Origin of the sequence: Limnohabitans sp. Rim8 (assembly GCF_945869175.1) — a bacterium.
GTDB lineage: Bacteria > Pseudomonadota > Gammaproteobacteria > Burkholderiales > Burkholderiaceae_C > Limnohabitans_A.
The window spans coordinates 14,702-30,169 of the sequence record NZ_CAMBNZ010000026.1 but is presented as its reverse complement, the minus strand read 5'-3'; the positions used below and the strand labels follow the sequence as shown (position 1 = coordinate 30,169).

17 protein-coding genes and 1 riboswitch are annotated in these 15,468 nt (G+C 59.3%); of the genes, 2 read left to right on the top strand and 15 right to left on the bottom strand.

What is annotated here, in order from left to right; translation table 11 throughout:
- The 4 genes from Q0O19_RS06100 to Q0O19_RS06085 form a co-directional block, all read right to left on the bottom strand.
- Positions 1-262: S4 domain-containing protein (locus tag Q0O19_RS06100; protein ID WP_295520990.1), on the bottom strand; the 262-nt coding region annotated here is incomplete at its 3' end.
- Between the two features lie 332 nt (positions 263-594).
- Entirely contained in the window at positions 595-2,028 is a 1,434-nt protein-coding gene (ahcY, locus tag Q0O19_RS06095; RefSeq protein ID WP_295520988.1) for an adenosylhomocysteinase, read from the bottom strand.
- Between the two features lie 82 nt (positions 2,029-2,110).
- A riboswitch (S-adenosyl-L-homocysteine riboswitch) is annotated at positions 2,111-2,202 on the bottom strand.
- A 562-nt stretch (positions 2,203-2,764) separates the two neighbouring features.
- Positions 2,765-2,953 carry a hypothetical protein gene (locus Q0O19_RS06090; protein WP_295520986.1) on the bottom strand — a complete coding sequence of 63 codons (189 nt, stop codon included), beginning with the start codon at positions 2,951-2,953 and terminating at the stop codon, positions 2,765-2,767.
- Between the two features lie 87 nt (positions 2,954-3,040).
- Complete coding sequence (locus Q0O19_RS06085; RefSeq protein ID WP_295520984.1) at positions 3,041-4,801, bottom strand: MFS transporter; 1,761 nt, start codon at positions 4,799-4,801, stop codon at positions 3,041-3,043.
- Positions 4,802-5,114: 313 nt separating this feature from the next.
- Here Q0O19_RS06085 and Q0O19_RS06080 point away from each other — a divergent pair, with 313 nt between their 5' ends.
- Together Q0O19_RS06080 and Q0O19_RS06075 are read left to right on the top strand one after the other, a co-directional pair.
- Positions 5,115-6,839 carry a GMC family oxidoreductase N-terminal domain-containing protein gene (locus Q0O19_RS06080; RefSeq protein WP_295520982.1) on the top strand — a complete coding sequence of 575 codons (1,725 nt, stop codon included), beginning with the start codon at positions 5,115-5,117 and terminating at the stop codon, positions 6,837-6,839.
- 1 nt (position 6,840) lies between these two features.
- Positions 6,841-7,095: a sodium/substrate symporter small subunit gene (locus tag Q0O19_RS06075; RefSeq protein WP_295520980.1), complete on the top strand. Its 255-nt coding sequence runs from the start codon at positions 6,841-6,843 to the stop codon at positions 7,093-7,095.
- Here Q0O19_RS06075 and Q0O19_RS06070 read toward each other — a convergent pair.
- The 11 genes from Q0O19_RS06070 to Q0O19_RS06020 are packed head-to-tail and all read right to left on the bottom strand — an operon-like array spanning position 7,092 to position 15,426.
- A complete protein-coding gene (locus Q0O19_RS06070) occupies positions 7,092-7,733 on the bottom strand; it encodes a 2-hydroxychromene-2-carboxylate isomerase (RefSeq protein ID WP_295520977.1) in 642 nt (213 codons plus the stop codon). The two genes, Q0O19_RS06075 and Q0O19_RS06070, sit on opposite strands and share 4 nt — an antisense overlap.
- A gap of 18 nt (positions 7,734-7,751) precedes the next feature.
- Positions 7,752-8,018, bottom strand: a complete 267-nt coding sequence (locus tag Q0O19_RS06065; RefSeq protein WP_295520975.1) for a DUF1289 domain-containing protein — start codon at positions 8,016-8,018, stop codon at positions 7,752-7,754.
- Positions 8,015-8,539, bottom strand: a complete 525-nt coding sequence (locus Q0O19_RS06060; protein WP_295520974.1) for a YbaK/EbsC family protein — start codon at positions 8,537-8,539, stop codon at positions 8,015-8,017. Before Q0O19_RS06060 ends, Q0O19_RS06065 begins: the two co-directional genes overlap by 4 nt.
- A 3-nt stretch (positions 8,540-8,542) precedes the next feature.
- Positions 8,543-9,451, bottom strand: coding sequence for a hydroxymethylglutaryl-CoA lyase (locus tag Q0O19_RS06055; protein ID WP_295520972.1), 909 nt, complete (start codon positions 9,449-9,451; stop codon positions 8,543-8,545).
- A 9-nt stretch (positions 9,452-9,460) separates the two neighbouring features.
- Positions 9,461-10,381: a glyoxylate/hydroxypyruvate reductase A gene (locus Q0O19_RS06050; protein ID WP_295520970.1), complete on the bottom strand. Its 921-nt coding sequence runs from the start codon at positions 10,379-10,381 to the stop codon at positions 9,461-9,463.
- A 12-nt stretch (positions 10,382-10,393) separates the two neighbouring features.
- Positions 10,394-12,388: an acetyl/propionyl/methylcrotonyl-CoA carboxylase subunit alpha gene (locus Q0O19_RS06045; protein ID WP_295520969.1), complete on the bottom strand. Its 1,995-nt coding sequence runs from the start codon at positions 12,386-12,388 to the stop codon at positions 10,394-10,396.
- A 1-nt stretch (position 12,389) separates the two neighbouring features.
- Positions 12,390-13,541 carry a hypothetical protein gene (locus Q0O19_RS06040; protein ID WP_295520967.1) on the bottom strand — a complete coding sequence of 384 codons (1,152 nt, stop codon included), beginning with the start codon at positions 13,539-13,541 and terminating at the stop codon, positions 12,390-12,392.
- Between the two features lie 10 nt (positions 13,542-13,551).
- The gene (locus tag Q0O19_RS06035) at positions 13,552-14,337 is read right to left on the bottom strand and encodes an enoyl-CoA hydratase/isomerase family protein (protein ID WP_295520966.1); all 786 of its coding nucleotides are present in this window, start codon (positions 14,335-14,337) and stop codon (positions 13,552-13,554) included.
- Complete coding sequence (locus tag Q0O19_RS06030) at positions 14,334-14,702, bottom strand: DinB family protein (RefSeq protein ID WP_295520964.1); 369 nt, start codon at positions 14,700-14,702, stop codon at positions 14,334-14,336. Before Q0O19_RS06030 ends, Q0O19_RS06035 begins: the two co-directional genes overlap by 4 nt.
- A complete protein-coding gene (locus tag Q0O19_RS06025) occupies positions 14,690-15,091 on the bottom strand; it encodes a PIN domain-containing protein (RefSeq protein WP_295520963.1) in 402 nt (133 codons plus the stop codon). Before Q0O19_RS06025 ends, Q0O19_RS06030 begins: the two co-directional genes overlap by 13 nt.
- A complete protein-coding gene (locus tag Q0O19_RS06020; RefSeq protein ID WP_295520961.1) occupies positions 15,088-15,426 on the bottom strand; it encodes a type II toxin-antitoxin system VapB family antitoxin in 339 nt (112 codons plus the stop codon). The genes Q0O19_RS06025 and Q0O19_RS06020 overlap by 4 nt, the downstream gene beginning before the upstream one ends.
- Positions 15,427-15,468: the final 42 nt, after the last annotated feature.

Sequence of the window (15,468 nt, the reverse complement as noted above, 5' to 3'; positions counted from 1 at the left end):
CCAGACAGCGCAGGCCTTGCACGTTAACGCCCGTGGCCTTCAAAGCCCCTTCGAGCTTGAGCCCCCCGCGCGAGACATAGCGCGACTCGGCATCGTCAAGCAACTCCAAGGCGGCCCCCTCGGGCACCTCGTCGCGATTTTTAACTATGGCACGCCACTCCCCATTGGGCTGCTGCCACCGAACGCCACCGGCGATCAGTCGCTGCGCCTGAGAACGAGACGCAGCCAAGCCACGTTCGACGAGAAGTTGATCAATGCGCATTCGGTAGGTTTCAGTCAGAAAAACAATAAAAAATCAATGAAGGATTGCGGTGCCTGCGAACCCGCTGTACGCACTCAGCGCAAGGGCCAGCCTGCAGGCGAAACGCGGTTTGTGGCCCGCATCAATTCGCTTGCGGGCAAGCCCCTAAAGTGACCAAAACCTTCATTTTCAGGCAAGCTCCAAAGAGGTGGGCAAGCCGCGAACATGCCCCAAGCCCTCCTCATGGGAGCCAGCCTGCTGGCGAAAAGACGGTTTGTGGTCCGCACACATTCGCTTGCAGGCAAGCGCCTGCAGAAAGAGAAACCGTCGAAGGTGTCTGGGCTCACGCTGGCTCAATAGCGGTAGGTGTTGGCTTTGTATGGGCCATTTTTGGACACGCCGATGTAGGACGCTTGCTCGTCGCTCAAGACCGTCAGCATGGCGCCGACTTTTTCGAGGTGCAAACGGGCCACTTTTTCGTCCAGGTGCTTGGGCAACACGTAGACCTTGCCCGATTCGTATTGGTCTTGCTTGGTGAACAACTCGATCTGAGCGATGGTTTGGTTCGCAAAGCTCGCGCTCATCACAAAGCTGGGGTGGCCGGTGGCGCAACCCAAGTTCACCAAACGGCCTTTGGCCAACAGCGTGATTTTTTTGCCATCGGGAAAGATGACGTGGTCGACCTGGGGCTTGATCTCGTCCCACTGCAGCTTTTCCAGTGAAGCCACGTCGATTTCGTTGTCGAAGTGACCGATGTTGCAGACGATGGCTTCGTCTTTCATGGCGGCCATGTGCTCGTAACGGATCACGTTTTTGTTGCCGGTGGCCGACACAAAAATATCGCATTTGTCGGCCGCGTATTCCATGGTCACGACTTTGTAGCCTTCCATCGCGGCTTGCAGGGCGTTGATCGGGTCGATCTCGGTCACCCAGACTTGGGCGCTCAAAGCGCGCAGGGCTTGGGCAGAGCCTTTGCCCACATCGCCGTAACCGGCCACCACGGCCACTTTGCCGGCAATCATCACGTCGGTGGCGCGCTTGATGGAGTCCACCAAAGATTCGCGGCAGCCGTAAAGGTTGTCGAACTTGCTCTTGGTCACCGAGTCGTTCACGTTGATGGCGCGGAACATCAGGCTGCCTTTGGCGGCCATCTCGTTCAAGCGCAGCACGCCAGTGGTGGTCTCTTCGGTCACACCAATGATGTGCGCGCCCTTGCGGCTGTACCAAGTGGGGTCCACGGCCAGCTTGGCCTTGATGGCGTTGAACAAGCAGGTTTCTTCTTCGCTGGTGGGGTTGGCGATCAAGGATGCGTCGGTTTCTGCGCGCTTGCCCAGGTGCATGAGCAAGGTGGCATCGCCGCCGTCGTCCAAAATCATGTTGGGGCCTTCGCCTTCGGTGTGGGCCGCGCCAAATTCAAAAATGCGGTGGGTGTAGTCCCAGTAATCGGCCAGGGTTTCGCCTTTGATCGCGAACACCGGCGTCCCAGCTGCGGCAATCGCGGCGGCGGCATGGTCTTGGGTCGAGAAGATGTTGCAAGAAGCCCAGCGCACATCGGCACCCAGGGCTTGCAAGGTCTCGATCAGCACAGCCGTTTGGATGGTCATGTGCAAAGAGCCTGTGATGCGCGCGCCCTTCAAAGGCTGAGCCTTGTTGAACTCTTCGCGGATGGCCATCAAGCCGGGCATTTCGGTCTCGGCAATTTTGATTTCTTTGCGGCCCCAATCGGCCAAGCCGATGTCGGCAATCACGCAATCGGTGTTCACGGTGTTGTTCAAACGTGCATTCATAGTTTCGCTCCAAAGCAATTAAGGATGGGCCACACGCATGCGCAGAGTTCTGAATGGGGAAAAACAGGCTCACCGCACGTCGTGTGGATGAGCGTCGTTGCTGATGAAGGTTCCGAGCCTCACGCCCCGCTGACAACTCAAAAGTTGGGGGACGCTGCAACGCTCCTCGGAATGGCCGTTATTCTACCCCATCGCCCAATAGGAGACTGCCTGCTGGGGCATTTCGGTTTGTGGAGCTTTGCTGTCCTTGCAGGTGCCCGCCAGCTGCCGATTTTGGTTTGTGGCTTTGTTTCTCGCTGGCAGGCTGTCTCTTTCAACTGCGCGGGCAGACCCGGTGGGCGCTTGGGACTGCGCTCGCCAGCAGGCTGGCTCCTGCGCGGGAGGAGCGATGGCCGTGCTTCACAGGAGCTTGACTGCAAGCAAAAGCATGGTGCCGCTTCGGCTTTTCGCCAGCAGGCTGGCGCCTTCGGGTGGGCGGGCTGCATGCGTGATCATCCGTGGACTTGCCCACTCGCATGGGCCGGTTGTGCCATGCCTCATTCAAGGCGGTTGGCAATGCAGATCCCAATAGAAACACCCCACAGTCACGCACCATGGCCGCCACAATCAAGCAAACGGCGTGACCAAGGCTGGTGCCCCATTTCCATAACATCTGACTGTTGGCAACAACAAAACCGCGCTACCGCGTGGCTTGGTTGGAGCAACCGGGACCATTAGCCCGGCGCTGTCATGGTGCTTACTTGGCCGCACTGGCCTCAGGAGCCGGTGCTGCAGCAGGTGCAGAGGCATCGGCCTTGGCGGGTTCCACATGCACAGCGTCAGCACCATGCTTTTCACCGCTCATGTCCAAGCTGTCACCCCCTTTGCTGATGACATACAAGGCCAAGGCAGCAAAGATCACGAATCCAACAACGAGTTTCCACATCATTCATCTCCAAAAAAAGAAGGCCCTCCACAGAGGGAAGGCCTGAAATTTAGCACCCGAGTCACCCCGGGATGCTTACAAAAAAGATCAGTCGTTGGCGTAGATGTCCACGTCTTTGGTTTCTTTGATGAACAAGCCACCAATGACCACCGTGGCACCGGCGATGATGATGGGGTACCACAAACCGTTGTACATGTTGCCGGTCTGGGCCACGATCGCAAAAGCAGTCGTCGGCATCAAACCACCGAACCAGCCGTTACCGATGTGGTAAGGCAAAGACATGGAGGTGTAACGGATGCGGGTGGGGAACATCTCCACCAGCATGGCGGCGATAGGACCGTAAACCATGGTCACCAACAACACCAAGTAGGTGAGGATGATGATCACGGTGACTTTGTCGAACTTGGCCATGTCGGCTTTGGCAGGGTAGTTCGCAGCCTTCAGAGCAGCGCCCAGGTTGGAAGCCAACAGGGTGTTACCCGCGGTCTTCTCGTTGCTCAGGTCTTTGACCGACTTGGTGGCCGCTTCGATGGCCTTGGCGTCTTTGGGTTCAGCAGCGTTCAGAGCGGCCAGCTTTTCCTCGGCCTTGGCCTTGGCAGCAGCGATGTCTTCAGCCGAGTACTTGACGTTCACCACGGTCTCGCCCACTTTGATCACAGCAGGTGTGCCCGCAGGCGCTGCAATGTTTTCGTAGGAAACCGAAGCACCAGCCAAACGCTGTTTGGCGATGTCGCACGAAGAAGTGAACTTCTTGGTGCCTGTGGGATTGAACTGGAACGAGCACTCGGCTGGATCGGCAGTCACCGTCACCTGAGCGGACTGCTGCGCAGCGTACAGGTCTGGGTTGGCCGCTTTGGTCAAAGCCTTGAACACAGGGAAGTAAGTGACCACAGCCAACAAGCAACCGGCCAAGATCAGGGGTTTACGACCGATTTTGTCCGACAGCGTGCCGAAGATCACGAAGAACGGTGTGCCGATGATCAAAGAGATCGCGACCATGACGTTGGCGGTAGCGCCTTCCACTTTCAAGGCTTGTGTCAAGAAGAACAAAGCGTAGAACTGACCGGAATACCAAACCACCGCTTGACCCATCACCAAGCCAAACAAGGCCAAGATCACGATCTTCAGGTTTTTCCACTGGCCGAATGACTCGGACAGAGGGGCCTTGGAGGTTTTGCCTTCGGCTTTCATTTTCACGAAAGCAGGCGACTCGTTCATGCTCAAACGGATGTACACCGAGATGATCAGCATGATCACCGAAACCAGGAAAGGCACGCGCCAGCCCCAGTCAGCAAAAGCTTCTTCGCCGATGATGGTACGTGTTCCCAAGATCACCATCAGCGACAGGAACAAGCCCAAAGTCGCTGTGGTCTGGATCCAGGCGGTGTAAGCACCACGCTGACCCGCTGGGGCGTGCTCGGCCACATAAGTGGCGGCACCACCGTACTCACCACCCAAAGCCAAACCTTGCAGCAAGCGCAGGCAGATCAGGATGACGGGCGCGGCCACACCAATGCTGGCGTAGTTGGGCAAGATGCCCACGATGAAAGTCGAGACACCCATGATCAAGATGGTGACCAAGAAGGTGTATTTGCGGCCGATCATGTCGCCCAAGCGGCCGAAGAAAATGGCGCCGAAAGGACGCACGATGAAGCCGGCAGCAAAGGCCAGCAGCGCAAAGATGAAAGCAGAGCCTTCGTCCAAGCCGCTGAAGAACTGCTTGGCAATGATGGCGGCCAATGAGCCGTACAGATAAAAGTCATACCATTCAAAAACCGTACCCAGAGAAGAGGCAAAAATCACCTTCTTCTCTTCCGCCGTCATCGGGCGGGCTGCTGTTGTAGCCATAGAGCTGTCTCCAAAAAAGAGTCCCCAACACGGGAACTTGGCGCGATTCTTGGGGCTCGCACTTTCCCCTGTCTGACTGGCAGCCAACAAATACTTACAAACCAATCGTTAACCCTTGATATTTATTTCACATTACGGCAAATCACCAGATACCGAGGGTAATTTCCCAAAGTTTTTTCAGACCATGGCACCAAGCCAGGGGTCTGATGTGTGCAAGCCCATGTTTTGCCTGCCCCTCAACCATGGCCTCATCCATTACAGTCATACGCTCAGCGCCATTGCCTTGAACCTTGCAGTCCAAACAAAACAATCCATGAACGAAAACACCTTTGACTACATCATCGTGGGCGGTGGCACTGCAGGCTGCTTGCTTGCCAACCGCCTGAGTGCCGATGCCAGCAAGCGCGTGCTGCTGATCGAAGCCGGTAAAAAAGACGATTACCACTGGATCCACATTCCGGTGGGCTATCTGTACTGCATTGGCAACCCGCGCACGGACTGGATGTACCAAACCGAACCCACCGAGGGCCTGAACGGCCGCAGACTGCGCTACCCGCGTGGCAAGGTGTTGGGCGGCTGCTCCAGCATCAACGGCATGATTTACATGCGCGGCCAATCGCGCGACTACGACCAGTGGGCACAGATCACCGGCAACGATGCTTGGCGTTGGGACCAGGCGCTGCCCTACTTCAAGCTGCACGAAGACCATTACAACGGTGCCAACGAATTTCACGGGGCCAAAGGCGCCAAATCCGAATTGCTGGCCCCCACCGATTTGCCCAAGGGCGCTTACCTGCACACTTTGCGCGGGCGCAACACGGGTGGAGAATGGCGCATCGAAAAGCAGCGCCTGCGCTGGGACGTGTTGGACGCTTTTTCTCAGGCCGCACAGCAGGCGGGTATTCCGGCCACCGACGACTTCAACCGGGGCAACAACGAAGGCGTGGCTTACTTTGATGTGAACCAGCGCAGCGGTTGGCGCTGGAACACCGCCAAGGCCTTTTTGCGCCCCACCTGCTATTCACGGCCCAACTTTGAGTTGTGGAACAAAGCGCAAGTTTCCAAACTGATCATCGAAACCCAGGCCAACGGCGAAAAGCGTTGCACGGGCGCTCGGGTTTGGACGGGGCTGGAGATGGTCGAGGTCAAGGCCACGCAAGAGGTGATTTTGAGTGCCGGCAGCATCGGGTCTGCACAAATTTTGCAGCTGTCGGGCATTGGGCCTGCTGCCCTGCTCCAAGACAAAGGCGTTGAAGTGCAACACGACTTGGCCGGCGTGGGCGCCAACTTGCAAGACCATCTGCAAATCCGTTCAGTTTACAAAGTCAAAGGGGCCAAAACTCTCAACACCTTGGCCAACAGCCTGCTGGGTAAGGCCTTGATCGGCATGGAATATGCCTTCAAACGGTCAGGTCCCATGAGCATGGCGCCCAGCCAGTTGGGCGCGTTCACCAAGAGTGACCCATCGCAGCCGCACGCGAACTTGGAGTACCACGTTCAGCCGCTCAGTCTGGACGCATTTGGTGAGCCGCTGCACAGCTTCCCGGCCATCACGGCCAGCGTGTGCAACCTGAACCCGACCAGCCGAGGGACGGTGAACATCACCAGTCCCCGCTTTGAAGATGCGCCAGCCATTGCACCGAATTACCTGGCCACTACCGAGGACCGCAAGGTGGCCGCCGACAGCTTGCGCGTGACGCGTCGCATCATGGCGCAAGACGCGATGAATCCTTTTGCACCCGAAGAGTTCAAGCCCGGCGTGCAGTACCAAACCGACGAAGAACTGGCCAAGTTGGCCGGGGACATCGCCAGCACCATCTTCCACCCGGTGGGCACCACCCGCATGGGGCGAGAAGACGATCCGATGGCGGTGGTCAATGGGCGCTTGCAGGTGCGGGGGGTGGCGGGCTTGCGCGTGGTCGATGCGGGTGTGATGCCCACCATCACCAGCGGCAACACCAACAGCCCGACCCTCATGATTGCTGAAAAAGCGGCGCAGTGGATTGCTGAAGATACCGCGCAACGCATCGGCGCCTGACATGCCATCCCCACTTCGTTTTCGCAAAAGGGTGTTGACCGCGTCGCTGTTGGGCGTGTGGGTGTGCGTGAATTTTGTGCTGCCATTTTTTGCCCGCGACCTGTCGTTCAAGGTGGCGGGGTGGCCTCTGCATTTTTGGCTCAGTGCACAGGGCTCGCTGCTGGTCTTTTTGGCGATTGTGGCAGTCTACGCTTGGCTGGTGAACCGATGGGAAGCTCAATTCGAGGTAGCGTCTGAAGACGCCAACCCACCTTAAGCGGTGCGCTTGATCCCGACCGAACACCGGTCTGGGGCTTGCCAATCGGGCCCGTCAAACCAAGCATCGCCTTGCAAATAGGCGCGCAGCATCGGCAGCGCGTCTTGGCCCCAAAACACTTTATCGTCCACCACGAAGCTGGGCACACCGAACACGCCGGCAGCAATGGCCTCCTGACTGTGGGTTTGCAAAGCTTGTTTCACCTGATCCCCGTTGGGCGCCAAACGGGGCGAAAGTTCCGCATGGAGCGCCGCCAGGCGTTCAGGATCTGCCGCATCCAGACCCGTGCACCACACATGCCGGAAGATTTTTTCACAAACAAATCGGTTGGGTTGACCTTGTTCATCGCACGCCGCAGCCAAACGCAGCAGGCCCAGCGGGTTGAAGGGGTGTGCGGCTGGCAACTGCAAAGGGGTCGCCTGTTGGTGGGCCAACCACAACACCTGGCGGTAAGTCCAATCGCGTTTGCTGGGCATCTCTGCAGGGCCCAATTGCCCGTGGTGCTTGAGCAAAGCCGCAAACAACAAGGGCTTGTGCACCACCCGGTGGCTGATGCCCTCAAGCGCTTGCGGCAAGGCGTCAAAGGCCAGCCAGGCATAGGGTGAGATGAAGTCCAGATAAAAGGTGATGGTTTTCATGGTGAAAGTGCGCAGGCTTCAGCGCTTGGATTGTTCAAGCTCGCGGCGGTTTTTCAAGCGCTCAGGGATTTGTACCCACACCTGGTGCTGCTCGGCTGCAGTGGCGCGGCTCCAGCCGCCAACTTCTGACAGGGTGCGCAAACACCCCTCACACCACTCGGCACTGGGGTGCATCAAGCACAGCGACATACAAGGCGATGGCACCGAATTTGGCGCTGGGGGCGTGGGTTTGGCCAGGTATTCCTGGGCACGCGCCTCCAATTTGTCCCAGTAGTAATCGTTCATCGGTTTTCCTCAGACACCTCGGTCGTCAAAGCTTGCGCCACATCGGCCACAGACGCACCGGTCAGCCGTTTCAGGTCTTCAGGCTGCAAACAAAACACACCATGCGGGTGCCCAGCGGCGGCCCAAATAAGAGCAAAGCGCCACAGGTCCTGGTCGAGCAAGGTGATGGGCGGGTTCAGATGCGCCACGGGCGAGACGCCGCCAATGGTGAAGCCGGTTTGGGCCTTCACAAAGTCGGCATCGGCTCGGCCGATCTTACCCACCAGGGCAGAGACTTTTTTCTCGTCCACTCGGCGGTCGCCCGACGTCACCACCAGCACGGCCACACCGTCTTCCTTGCGTTTGAAAATCACACTCTTGGCAATCTGGCCCAGCTGCACGCCCAGGCCATCCGCTGCTTCTTGGGCTGTTCGGGCCGCGCCATCGAGCATGACCGGGGCATGAGGGTGGTTCGCGTCTTGCAATGCCCTGGCCACGCGTTGCACGCCCTCGGGCAGGGTGTGGAGTTCAGACCCGCACATGTTTCAGCCCAAGCGTTTGTTGAGGATGGCCTTGGCCACGTTCGAGTTCGGTTGGCGGCCCAGAAAATCGCCGATGTACGCCCCCGCATCGATTAACTTGTCCAGATCCACGCCCGTCTCAATGCCCATGCCATGCAACATGTACACCACGTCTTCGGTGGACACATTGCCCGTGGCGCCCTTGGCATAAGGGCAGCCACCCAGGCCCGCCACCGAGGCTTGGAAATTCCACACGCCCAGTTGCAAGGCGGCCAAGGTGTTGGACAAGGCCTGGCCATAGGTGTCATGGAAGTGCCCACAGACATGGTCCAGATCGAAATGCAACAGCGCAGCCTCCATCGCCTTTTGCACCTTGAGCGGTGTGCCCGCACCAATGGTGTCGGCCACGTCCACACGTTGCACGCCGATCTGCTTCATCAGGCCTGCCAGATAAGCCACGCGTTCGGGCGCGACATCGCCCTCGTAAGGACAGCCCACTGTGCAGCTCATCGCGCCGCGCACCGCGATGCCCGAGGCCAGTGCGGCCTGGACCACGGGGGCAAAACGCTCGATGCTCTCGGCGATCGAGCAGTTGATGTTTTTGCGGCTGAAGGCTTCACTGGCCGCGCCAAAAACCACGATCTCGTCAGGCTGAGTTTGGAGGGCCGCTTCAAAGCCTTGGAGGTTGGGCGTGAGCACCGAATAGCGCACACCCGCCTGGCGTTGAATGCCCGCCATGACCTGGGCGTTGTCCGCCATTTGCGGCACCCACTTGGGGCTGACGAAGCTGGTGACCTCGATCTCGGTCAGGCCTGCGGTCTGCAGGCGGTGCACCAATTCGATCTTGACGGCAGCGGGCACGGGCTGCTTTTCGTTTTGCAGACCGTCTCGGGGGCCGACGTCGATGAGCTGGACACGGAAAGGCAGTGGCATGGTTAACTTTCAATACCCGCGCTGATGATCGACCACACCGTTGATGGGTTCACCACGCTGCAAGGCCTGGATTTTGCCCACGATTTGCGCAATGCTTTCTTCGCGCAGGGTACGGGCAGAGGTGTGCGGCGTGACGGTGATTTTGGGGTGTTGCCAGAAAGCGTGATCGGCCGGCAAGGGCTCGGTGCGGAACACGTCGAGCGTGGCCCCGGACATGTGGCCGTTGTCGATCAAATGGATGAGGTCCTCTTCCAACAAGTGCTTGCCGCGGGCCACATTGATCAGGTAGCCGCCTTTTTGCAGCTGCGACAAGTTGGCTTGGTTCAGGATGTTTTCCGTCTCAGGCGTGAGGGGCATCAGGTTGACCAGCACCCGCGTTGCGGCCAAAAATTCGGACAAGCTCTGCGCCCCGCTGAAGCAGCGGATGCCAGGCAGGTCTTTGGCACTGCGGCTGTAACCATTGACCGGGAAATCAAACACCTGGAGCGCCTTGGCCACGCGCTCGCCCAGCACGCCCAACCCCATGACACCCACAGCAAAGTCGGCGCGGCTTCGCGGCTTGCGGTAAGACCATTTGCCCAACTGGGTGTCGGCGTCGTAGCCGTCGAATTCACGAAAATGCCGGATCACCGCATGGCACACGTATTCGGCCATCTGCACCGACATGCCGGCGTCATCGAGGCGCACGACCTTCAGATGGTGTGGCAGTTTCAACTGGAGCAAGGCATCGACGCCCGCGCCAATGTTGAACAAGGTTTGCAGGCCAGTCTGCTCGTCGATGAACTGCTGAGGTGGGGCCCAGACGATGGCGTGGTCGACCTGGGGTGCACCGGTCACCCAAGCGGAAACGCTGGCATGAGGGAAAGCGTGTTGCAAGCCCTGCACCCAAGGTGTTGGGTCGAGTTTGTCAAAGCAGACGGTGATTTTCATGATTGGATTTTGTCAGCCGAGCTTGAGCAACTCTGCCCCCTCGGCGACTTGCTCACCCGGCGCATACAAGAGTTCGGTCACGGTGCCATCTTTGGGCGCACGGATGGTGTGCTCCATTTTCATGGCTTCCATCACCGCCAAGGCCTGACCGGCCTTGACACGGTCACCCTCCTGGACGGCGAATGACACCACCTTGCCGGGCATGGGGGCGGTCAGGTGCCCACCCTCTTGCACAGCTTCACCTGCGTGGGCCAGTGGATCCAACAGGCCGATGCGGGTGGCGCCCTCTGGGGTGAACACATGGCAGGTTTCACCTTGTGCATGCACCGTGCTGTGGATGCGCGCGCCATTGAACTGAACCCACAGGCCATCGCCTTGGGGCGTGAACTGCAGCACCGACTCAGGGCCCTGACCCACTTGCAAGTGCAGTTGTGCGCCATAAGTCAACACCGCTCGCACGGGTTGACCGTCGTATTCGAGCTCAAATCGGCGGCGCGTGGTGCCGTGTGACTGCCAGCCGTCGCGGCGGCTGAAGGGGTCAGGCCCCTGGGCTGCGGCTTCAAATTGCAGTGCATCGGCAATGACCGCCGCTGCAGCGGCTTGCAGGCCCACCGGGTCTTGGTTGAAGAGCACGGCGCTTTCGCGCTGGATGAGTGCGGTGTCGAGTTGGGCCTGGGCAAAAGCAGGCGAGCGCACCACATGGCGCAAAAACTGCACATTGGTGTTCAGGCCCACGATGTGGGTCTGCGCCAAGGCGGTGTCCAGCCGCGCCAACGCCTGCTCGCGGTTGTCACCGTGCACAATGAGCTTGGCCACCATCGAGTCGTAAAACGGGCTGATGGTGTCACCCTCGCGCACGCCGTCGTCGATGCGCACCGTGCTTCTCTCAAAGCTGGACGCTTGCGGTTTGCGGTAGACCTGCAAGGTGCCGGTAGCGGGCAGGAAGTTGTTGTCTGGGTTTTCGGCGCAAATGCGCGCTTCGATGGCGTGGCCCTTCATGCAGATCTCGCTTTGTTGCAGCGGCAGCGGCTGGCCACTGGCCACGCGCAGTTGCCACTCCACCAGATCCAGTCCTGTGATGGCTTCGGTCACCGGGTGCTCCACCTGCAAGCGGGTGTTCATTTCCATGAAAAAGAACTTCATGGCGTCAGGCTGGTCATAAGCTGTTTGCTCGACGATGAATTCCACCGTGCCTGCGCCCACGTAGTTCACCGCCTTGGCCGCCGCCACGGCAGCAGTGCCCATTTGCACACGCAGGGTCTCGGTCATGCCGGGGGCTGGGGCTTCTTCAAGCACTTTTTGGTGGCGGCGCTGGACAGAGCAGTCGCGCTCAAACAGATACACGCAGTGGCCTTGCATGTCGCCAAACACCTGGATCTCGATGTGGCGCGGGCGCTGCACATACTTTTCAATCAGCACCGCATCACTGCCAAAGCTGTGGAGGGCTTCGCGTTGGCAGCTGGCCAATGCAGCGGCGAAGTCTTCGGACTTTTCGACCACGCGCATGCCCTTGCCACCGCCACCCGCGCTGGCCTTGATGAGGGCGGGGTAACCGATGCGGTCGGCCTCGCGTTGCAGCAAGGCCGGGTCTTGGTCAGCGCCGTGGTAACCAGGCACCAAGGGCACACCGGCGGATTCCATCAGACGCTTGGATTCGGCCTTGAGGCCCATCGCCAAAATCGCCGAAGCGGGCGGGCCGATGAACACCAGTCCGGCGGCGGTGCAGGCCTTGGCAAAGTCTGCGTTCTCGCTCAAGAAGCCATAGCCGGGGTGAACCGCCTGTGCACCCGTGTCTTTGGCCGCTTGCAAAATGCGCTCCCACCGCAGGTAGCTGTCCTTGGGTGCAGAGCCGCCCACATGCACGGCTTCGTCGCAGACCTGCACATGTTTGGCACTGGCGTCGGCATCGGAATAAACAGCCACAGTCTGGATCCCCATCCGGCGGGCGGTGGCGGCGACGCGGCAGGCGATTTCGCCGCGGTTGGCGATGAGTATTTTCTTGAACATGTCAGTTTCTCCAAACCACTTCGTTATCTACGGCGTACAACTTGCAGGTGATGCCTCGGCGAGCCTGACAAAAACCCAATGCACGACCCACAGCCCAGTCACCGCTTGCAAAGCCTGCGCTACCTCGGCCGATGGCAAATGCACGCGGGGAAGGGCTGGCCAAAAACCGGGTGTACATGCTTAGCCGGGTTTCGGCGCCCACCGGCACTTTGTGGATTTCGTCTACCAGGGCAAAACCACTCGTTGCGGGAACGGGTGGCAGCGCAGCCTGGGTGTATCCGGCCTTGGCCAGAAAAGCATCCACCAAGGGTGTCCAGCGGTCCATGTCGATGCTGATCCCCGAATGACCATCTTGGCCCACCGCCGACAGTTGGTGAAATTCAGCTTGCCCACCACCGTCCAGCCAGGCCCGATGCCAGTCTCTGGGCGCCTGTGCACCCCAGTACAAGTCGTTTTCCCAATACAGCCAAAGCATGGGCACTTGGGATTGAGCGGCTCGGGCTTTCCAAAGACGCTCAATCTGCTTGGCAGCGCACGAACGGCCTGGGCGGGACGCAGGATTTCCCCCGGTCCCCCCTGAAAAATTGATGGCCCCTTTTAAGCCTGCCGGGTTTCGCCAAGCGGTCGCCACCGTGGTCAAGCCACCGACCGATTGCCCCGCGACCCACCAGCGGGTGCTGTCCACAAACGGTAGGCTGCGCGCGAACTCGGCCACCGCCAGCACCTGATCGGACGCGGCGAGGCTCATCGGCTCAATGCGGGCTTGACTGCACCCGCCACTGGTTTCCGGATCAAAGCCATCGTAGGTTTCGCCATAGCCTGCCCTTGTGGGCACCATCACCACAAAACCCTTGCCCACAAAATAGCGCGCCTGATGCTCATACCGAAAGCGTGACGGTTCGGCCATTTTTTCGCTGGTGCGGCCGTGGTTGAGCACCACCATCGGAAACGGCCCATCCCCTGCGGGCTTGAACACCGTCACCGGGATCTGTCGTTGCTCACGGCGACCGTAAAGGTCCTGCACAGAAACCGGAATTCGGTGTACGACTTCATGCAAGTCTTTGGCAACCGGCAATTCGGCAGGGGCCTGAGCGAATGCCCACCCCCCCCACCAACAGCAGCTCAAACCCATCAGAATTTGAAGAAGTTTCATGTCAGCACGCTCAAGACATCAGCCAATGGGGTATGCGTTTTTGCAAGAAGGACTGAACGCCTTCCTTGCCCTCTGCGCTGGCGCGAATATCGGCGATGCCTTCTACTGTCATGCGCACCAGTGCGTCGTTGATCTCGCGCTCGGCCACATCCTGCACCAGCTTTTTGCAGGCACGCACAGCATGGGGGCTGGCACTCACCAGCGCCTGCGTCAGTTCAGCCACTTTGGCGTCCAGCGCATCGGCTGCCACGACCTCGTGCACCAGCCCGATGCGGTGCGCCTCGGCGGCACCAAAACGCTCGGCCGTCAAAAAGTAGCGGTGCGCCGCACGCGCGCCCATGGCGCGGATCACATAGGGGCTGATGGTCGCCGGGATCAGGCCCAGCTTGACTTCGCTCAGGCAATAGTTCGCCGTGTCCACGCTCACGGCCATATCACAAGCCGCCACCAAGCCCATGCCACCGGCATACACGTCGCCCTGCACACGGGCGATGGTGGGTTGGGGACATGCGTAAATGGCCTGCAGCATGGCGGCCAGCTCGCCCGCATCGGCCAGGTTTTCGTCGCGGGTGTAATCGGCCATGCGGCGCATCCAGTTCAGGTCTGCGCCTGCACAAAAAGCGGGTCCCTCGGCGGCCAAAACCACGCAGCGGACAGAGGGGTCTTGCGCCACCGCCAAAAAAGCATTTTTCAGCTCGGCGATGACTTCATCGTTGAAGGCGTTGCGCACTTCAGGGCGCGACAGCCTGATCGTGTGCACGCCGCCTTGGGTGGAAATTTTCAGGGCATTGCTCATGCTTTGGGGGCCTGTTCTGTTTGGAGAAAAACCAGCTTGTCCAGCTCAGGGCGAGGCCGGCCCATGAACGATCCACCCTCGAGCGCCTGCGCCAAGCGTTCGCGGTGGGGCTCTATCTCCGCATCCAGCGCCAGCTCGGGCGATGCGCCTTTGGCAAAACGCGCATACCAAAGCAGTTGCTCACCCACCAGCATGTGGTTCAGTGTGCCGTGAATGCTTTTGAAGAAAAGGCCCAAATCGCGTCGGTAATCATCGTCTGACACGCGCGAAACCGCTTCGAGCAGGCGGTGCGTGGCCCAGACGTGGTACCGAGCTTGGACGCTGAAGTGGCGGTGCCAAATGGATGAATCGTTCAGTTCGGCCATGTGTCCAACCCTCCCAAAGTTTTGAGTGACTCAAAGTCGGCGTCGCGGTGTAACAGCGTGTGGCGGTGGGTCATGCAATAACTGGCCAGCAGCACATCAATGGGACTGCGCACGGTACGGCCCTGTGCCCGCAGGATGCGGTACAGCGCTGCCGCGCTGAGCGCATTGGCCGCCCCGCCAATGTCCATCACGGGTAAATCCAACAGCAGGCTTTCTGCCATGCGACGGGCTGTGTCGTTACGAAATCCGCGCAGCACCTCGAACACCACCAGATCGGCTGTGCCAATCGACACGTCTCCACCTTCCAGCCAGCGCACCAGTTGCAAACGTTGCGGTGTCTGCGCTTGATTGAAGAAGTCAATCCAGACGCTGGAGTCCACCAGAATCATGGCTTCTTCCGGGTTTTTGCGATCTGTGTGGGAGGTTCGGGCTCTTGAAGCACCAAAGCCTGAACGCCTGTGTAAACTTTCTCTGCCGCGTCAATGGCGCGGTCGTACGGTTCTCCTGCGACCTTCAAAACCTGCTGCTGCGCCCGCCAACGGGCCCATCCTTCGTCAGAGTCGTCCCACTGAAGCTTTCCTTGCAAGGCCAATAAGCCGTCATAGACTTTGCGCCGCTTGAGCATGCGCAAGCCCTCTTCCACCGCCTCTCGCTTGGTCTTGAAGTCGCCATAAGCCATGACGTCGGCCATGAGCTTGTCGTCGATCACGATGTTGGTGCGCATTTTGAAATTCCTCAAATGTGTATGAATTTATAAAATCATACA

Bases quoted from the DNA above. Each gene is read 5' to 3' on its own strand.
- Q0O19_RS06070 (WP_295520977.1), bottom strand. From the start codon at position 7,733: ATGAAAACCATCACCTTTTATCTGGACTTCATCTCACCCTATGCCTGG.
- Q0O19_RS06050 (WP_295520970.1), bottom strand. From the start codon at position 10,381: ATGAAAATCACCGTCTGCTTTGACAAACTCGACCCAACACCTTGGGTG.
- Q0O19_RS06040 (WP_295520967.1), bottom strand. From the start codon at position 13,541: ATGAAACTTCTTCAAATTCTGATGGGTTTGAGCTGCTGTTGGTGGGGG.
- Q0O19_RS06025 (WP_295520963.1), bottom strand. From the start codon at position 15,091: ATGATTCTGGTGGACTCCAGCGTCTGGATTGACTTCTTCAATCAAGCG.
- ahcY (WP_295520988.1), bottom strand. From the start codon at position 2,028: ATGAATGCACGTTTGAACAACACCGTGAACACCGATTGCGTGATTGCC.
- Q0O19_RS06080 (WP_295520982.1), top strand. From the start codon at position 5,115: ATGAACGAAAACACCTTTGACTACATCATCGTGGGCGGTGGCACTGCA.
- Q0O19_RS06020 (WP_295520961.1), bottom strand. From the start codon at position 15,426: ATGCGCACCAACATCGTGATCGACGACAAGCTCATGGCCGACGTCATG.
- Q0O19_RS06060 (WP_295520974.1), bottom strand. From the start codon at position 8,539: ATGTGCGGGTCTGAACTCCACACCCTGCCCGAGGGCGTGCAACGCGTG.
- Q0O19_RS06045 (WP_295520969.1), bottom strand. From the start codon at position 12,388: ATGTTCAAGAAAATACTCATCGCCAACCGCGGCGAAATCGCCTGCCGC.
- Q0O19_RS06065 (WP_295520975.1), bottom strand. From the start codon at position 8,018: ATGAACGATTACTACTGGGACAAATTGGAGGCGCGTGCCCAGGAATAC.
- Q0O19_RS06090 (WP_295520986.1), bottom strand. From the start codon at position 2,953: ATGTGGAAACTCGTTGTTGGATTCGTGATCTTTGCTGCCTTGGCCTTG.
- Q0O19_RS06055 (WP_295520972.1), bottom strand. From the start codon at position 9,451: ATGCCACTGCCTTTCCGTGTCCAGCTCATCGACGTCGGCCCCCGAGAC.
- Q0O19_RS06085 (WP_295520984.1), bottom strand. From the start codon at position 4,801: ATGGCTACAACAGCAGCCCGCCCGATGACGGCGGAAGAGAAGAAGGTG.
- Q0O19_RS06030 (WP_295520964.1), bottom strand. From the start codon at position 14,702: ATGGCCGAACTGAACGATTCATCCATTTGGCACCGCCACTTCAGCGTC.
- Q0O19_RS06035 (WP_295520966.1), bottom strand. From the start codon at position 14,337: ATGAGCAATGCCCTGAAAATTTCCACCCAAGGCGGCGTGCACACGATC.
- Q0O19_RS06075 (WP_295520980.1), top strand. From the start codon at position 6,841: ATGCCATCCCCACTTCGTTTTCGCAAAAGGGTGTTGACCGCGTCGCTG.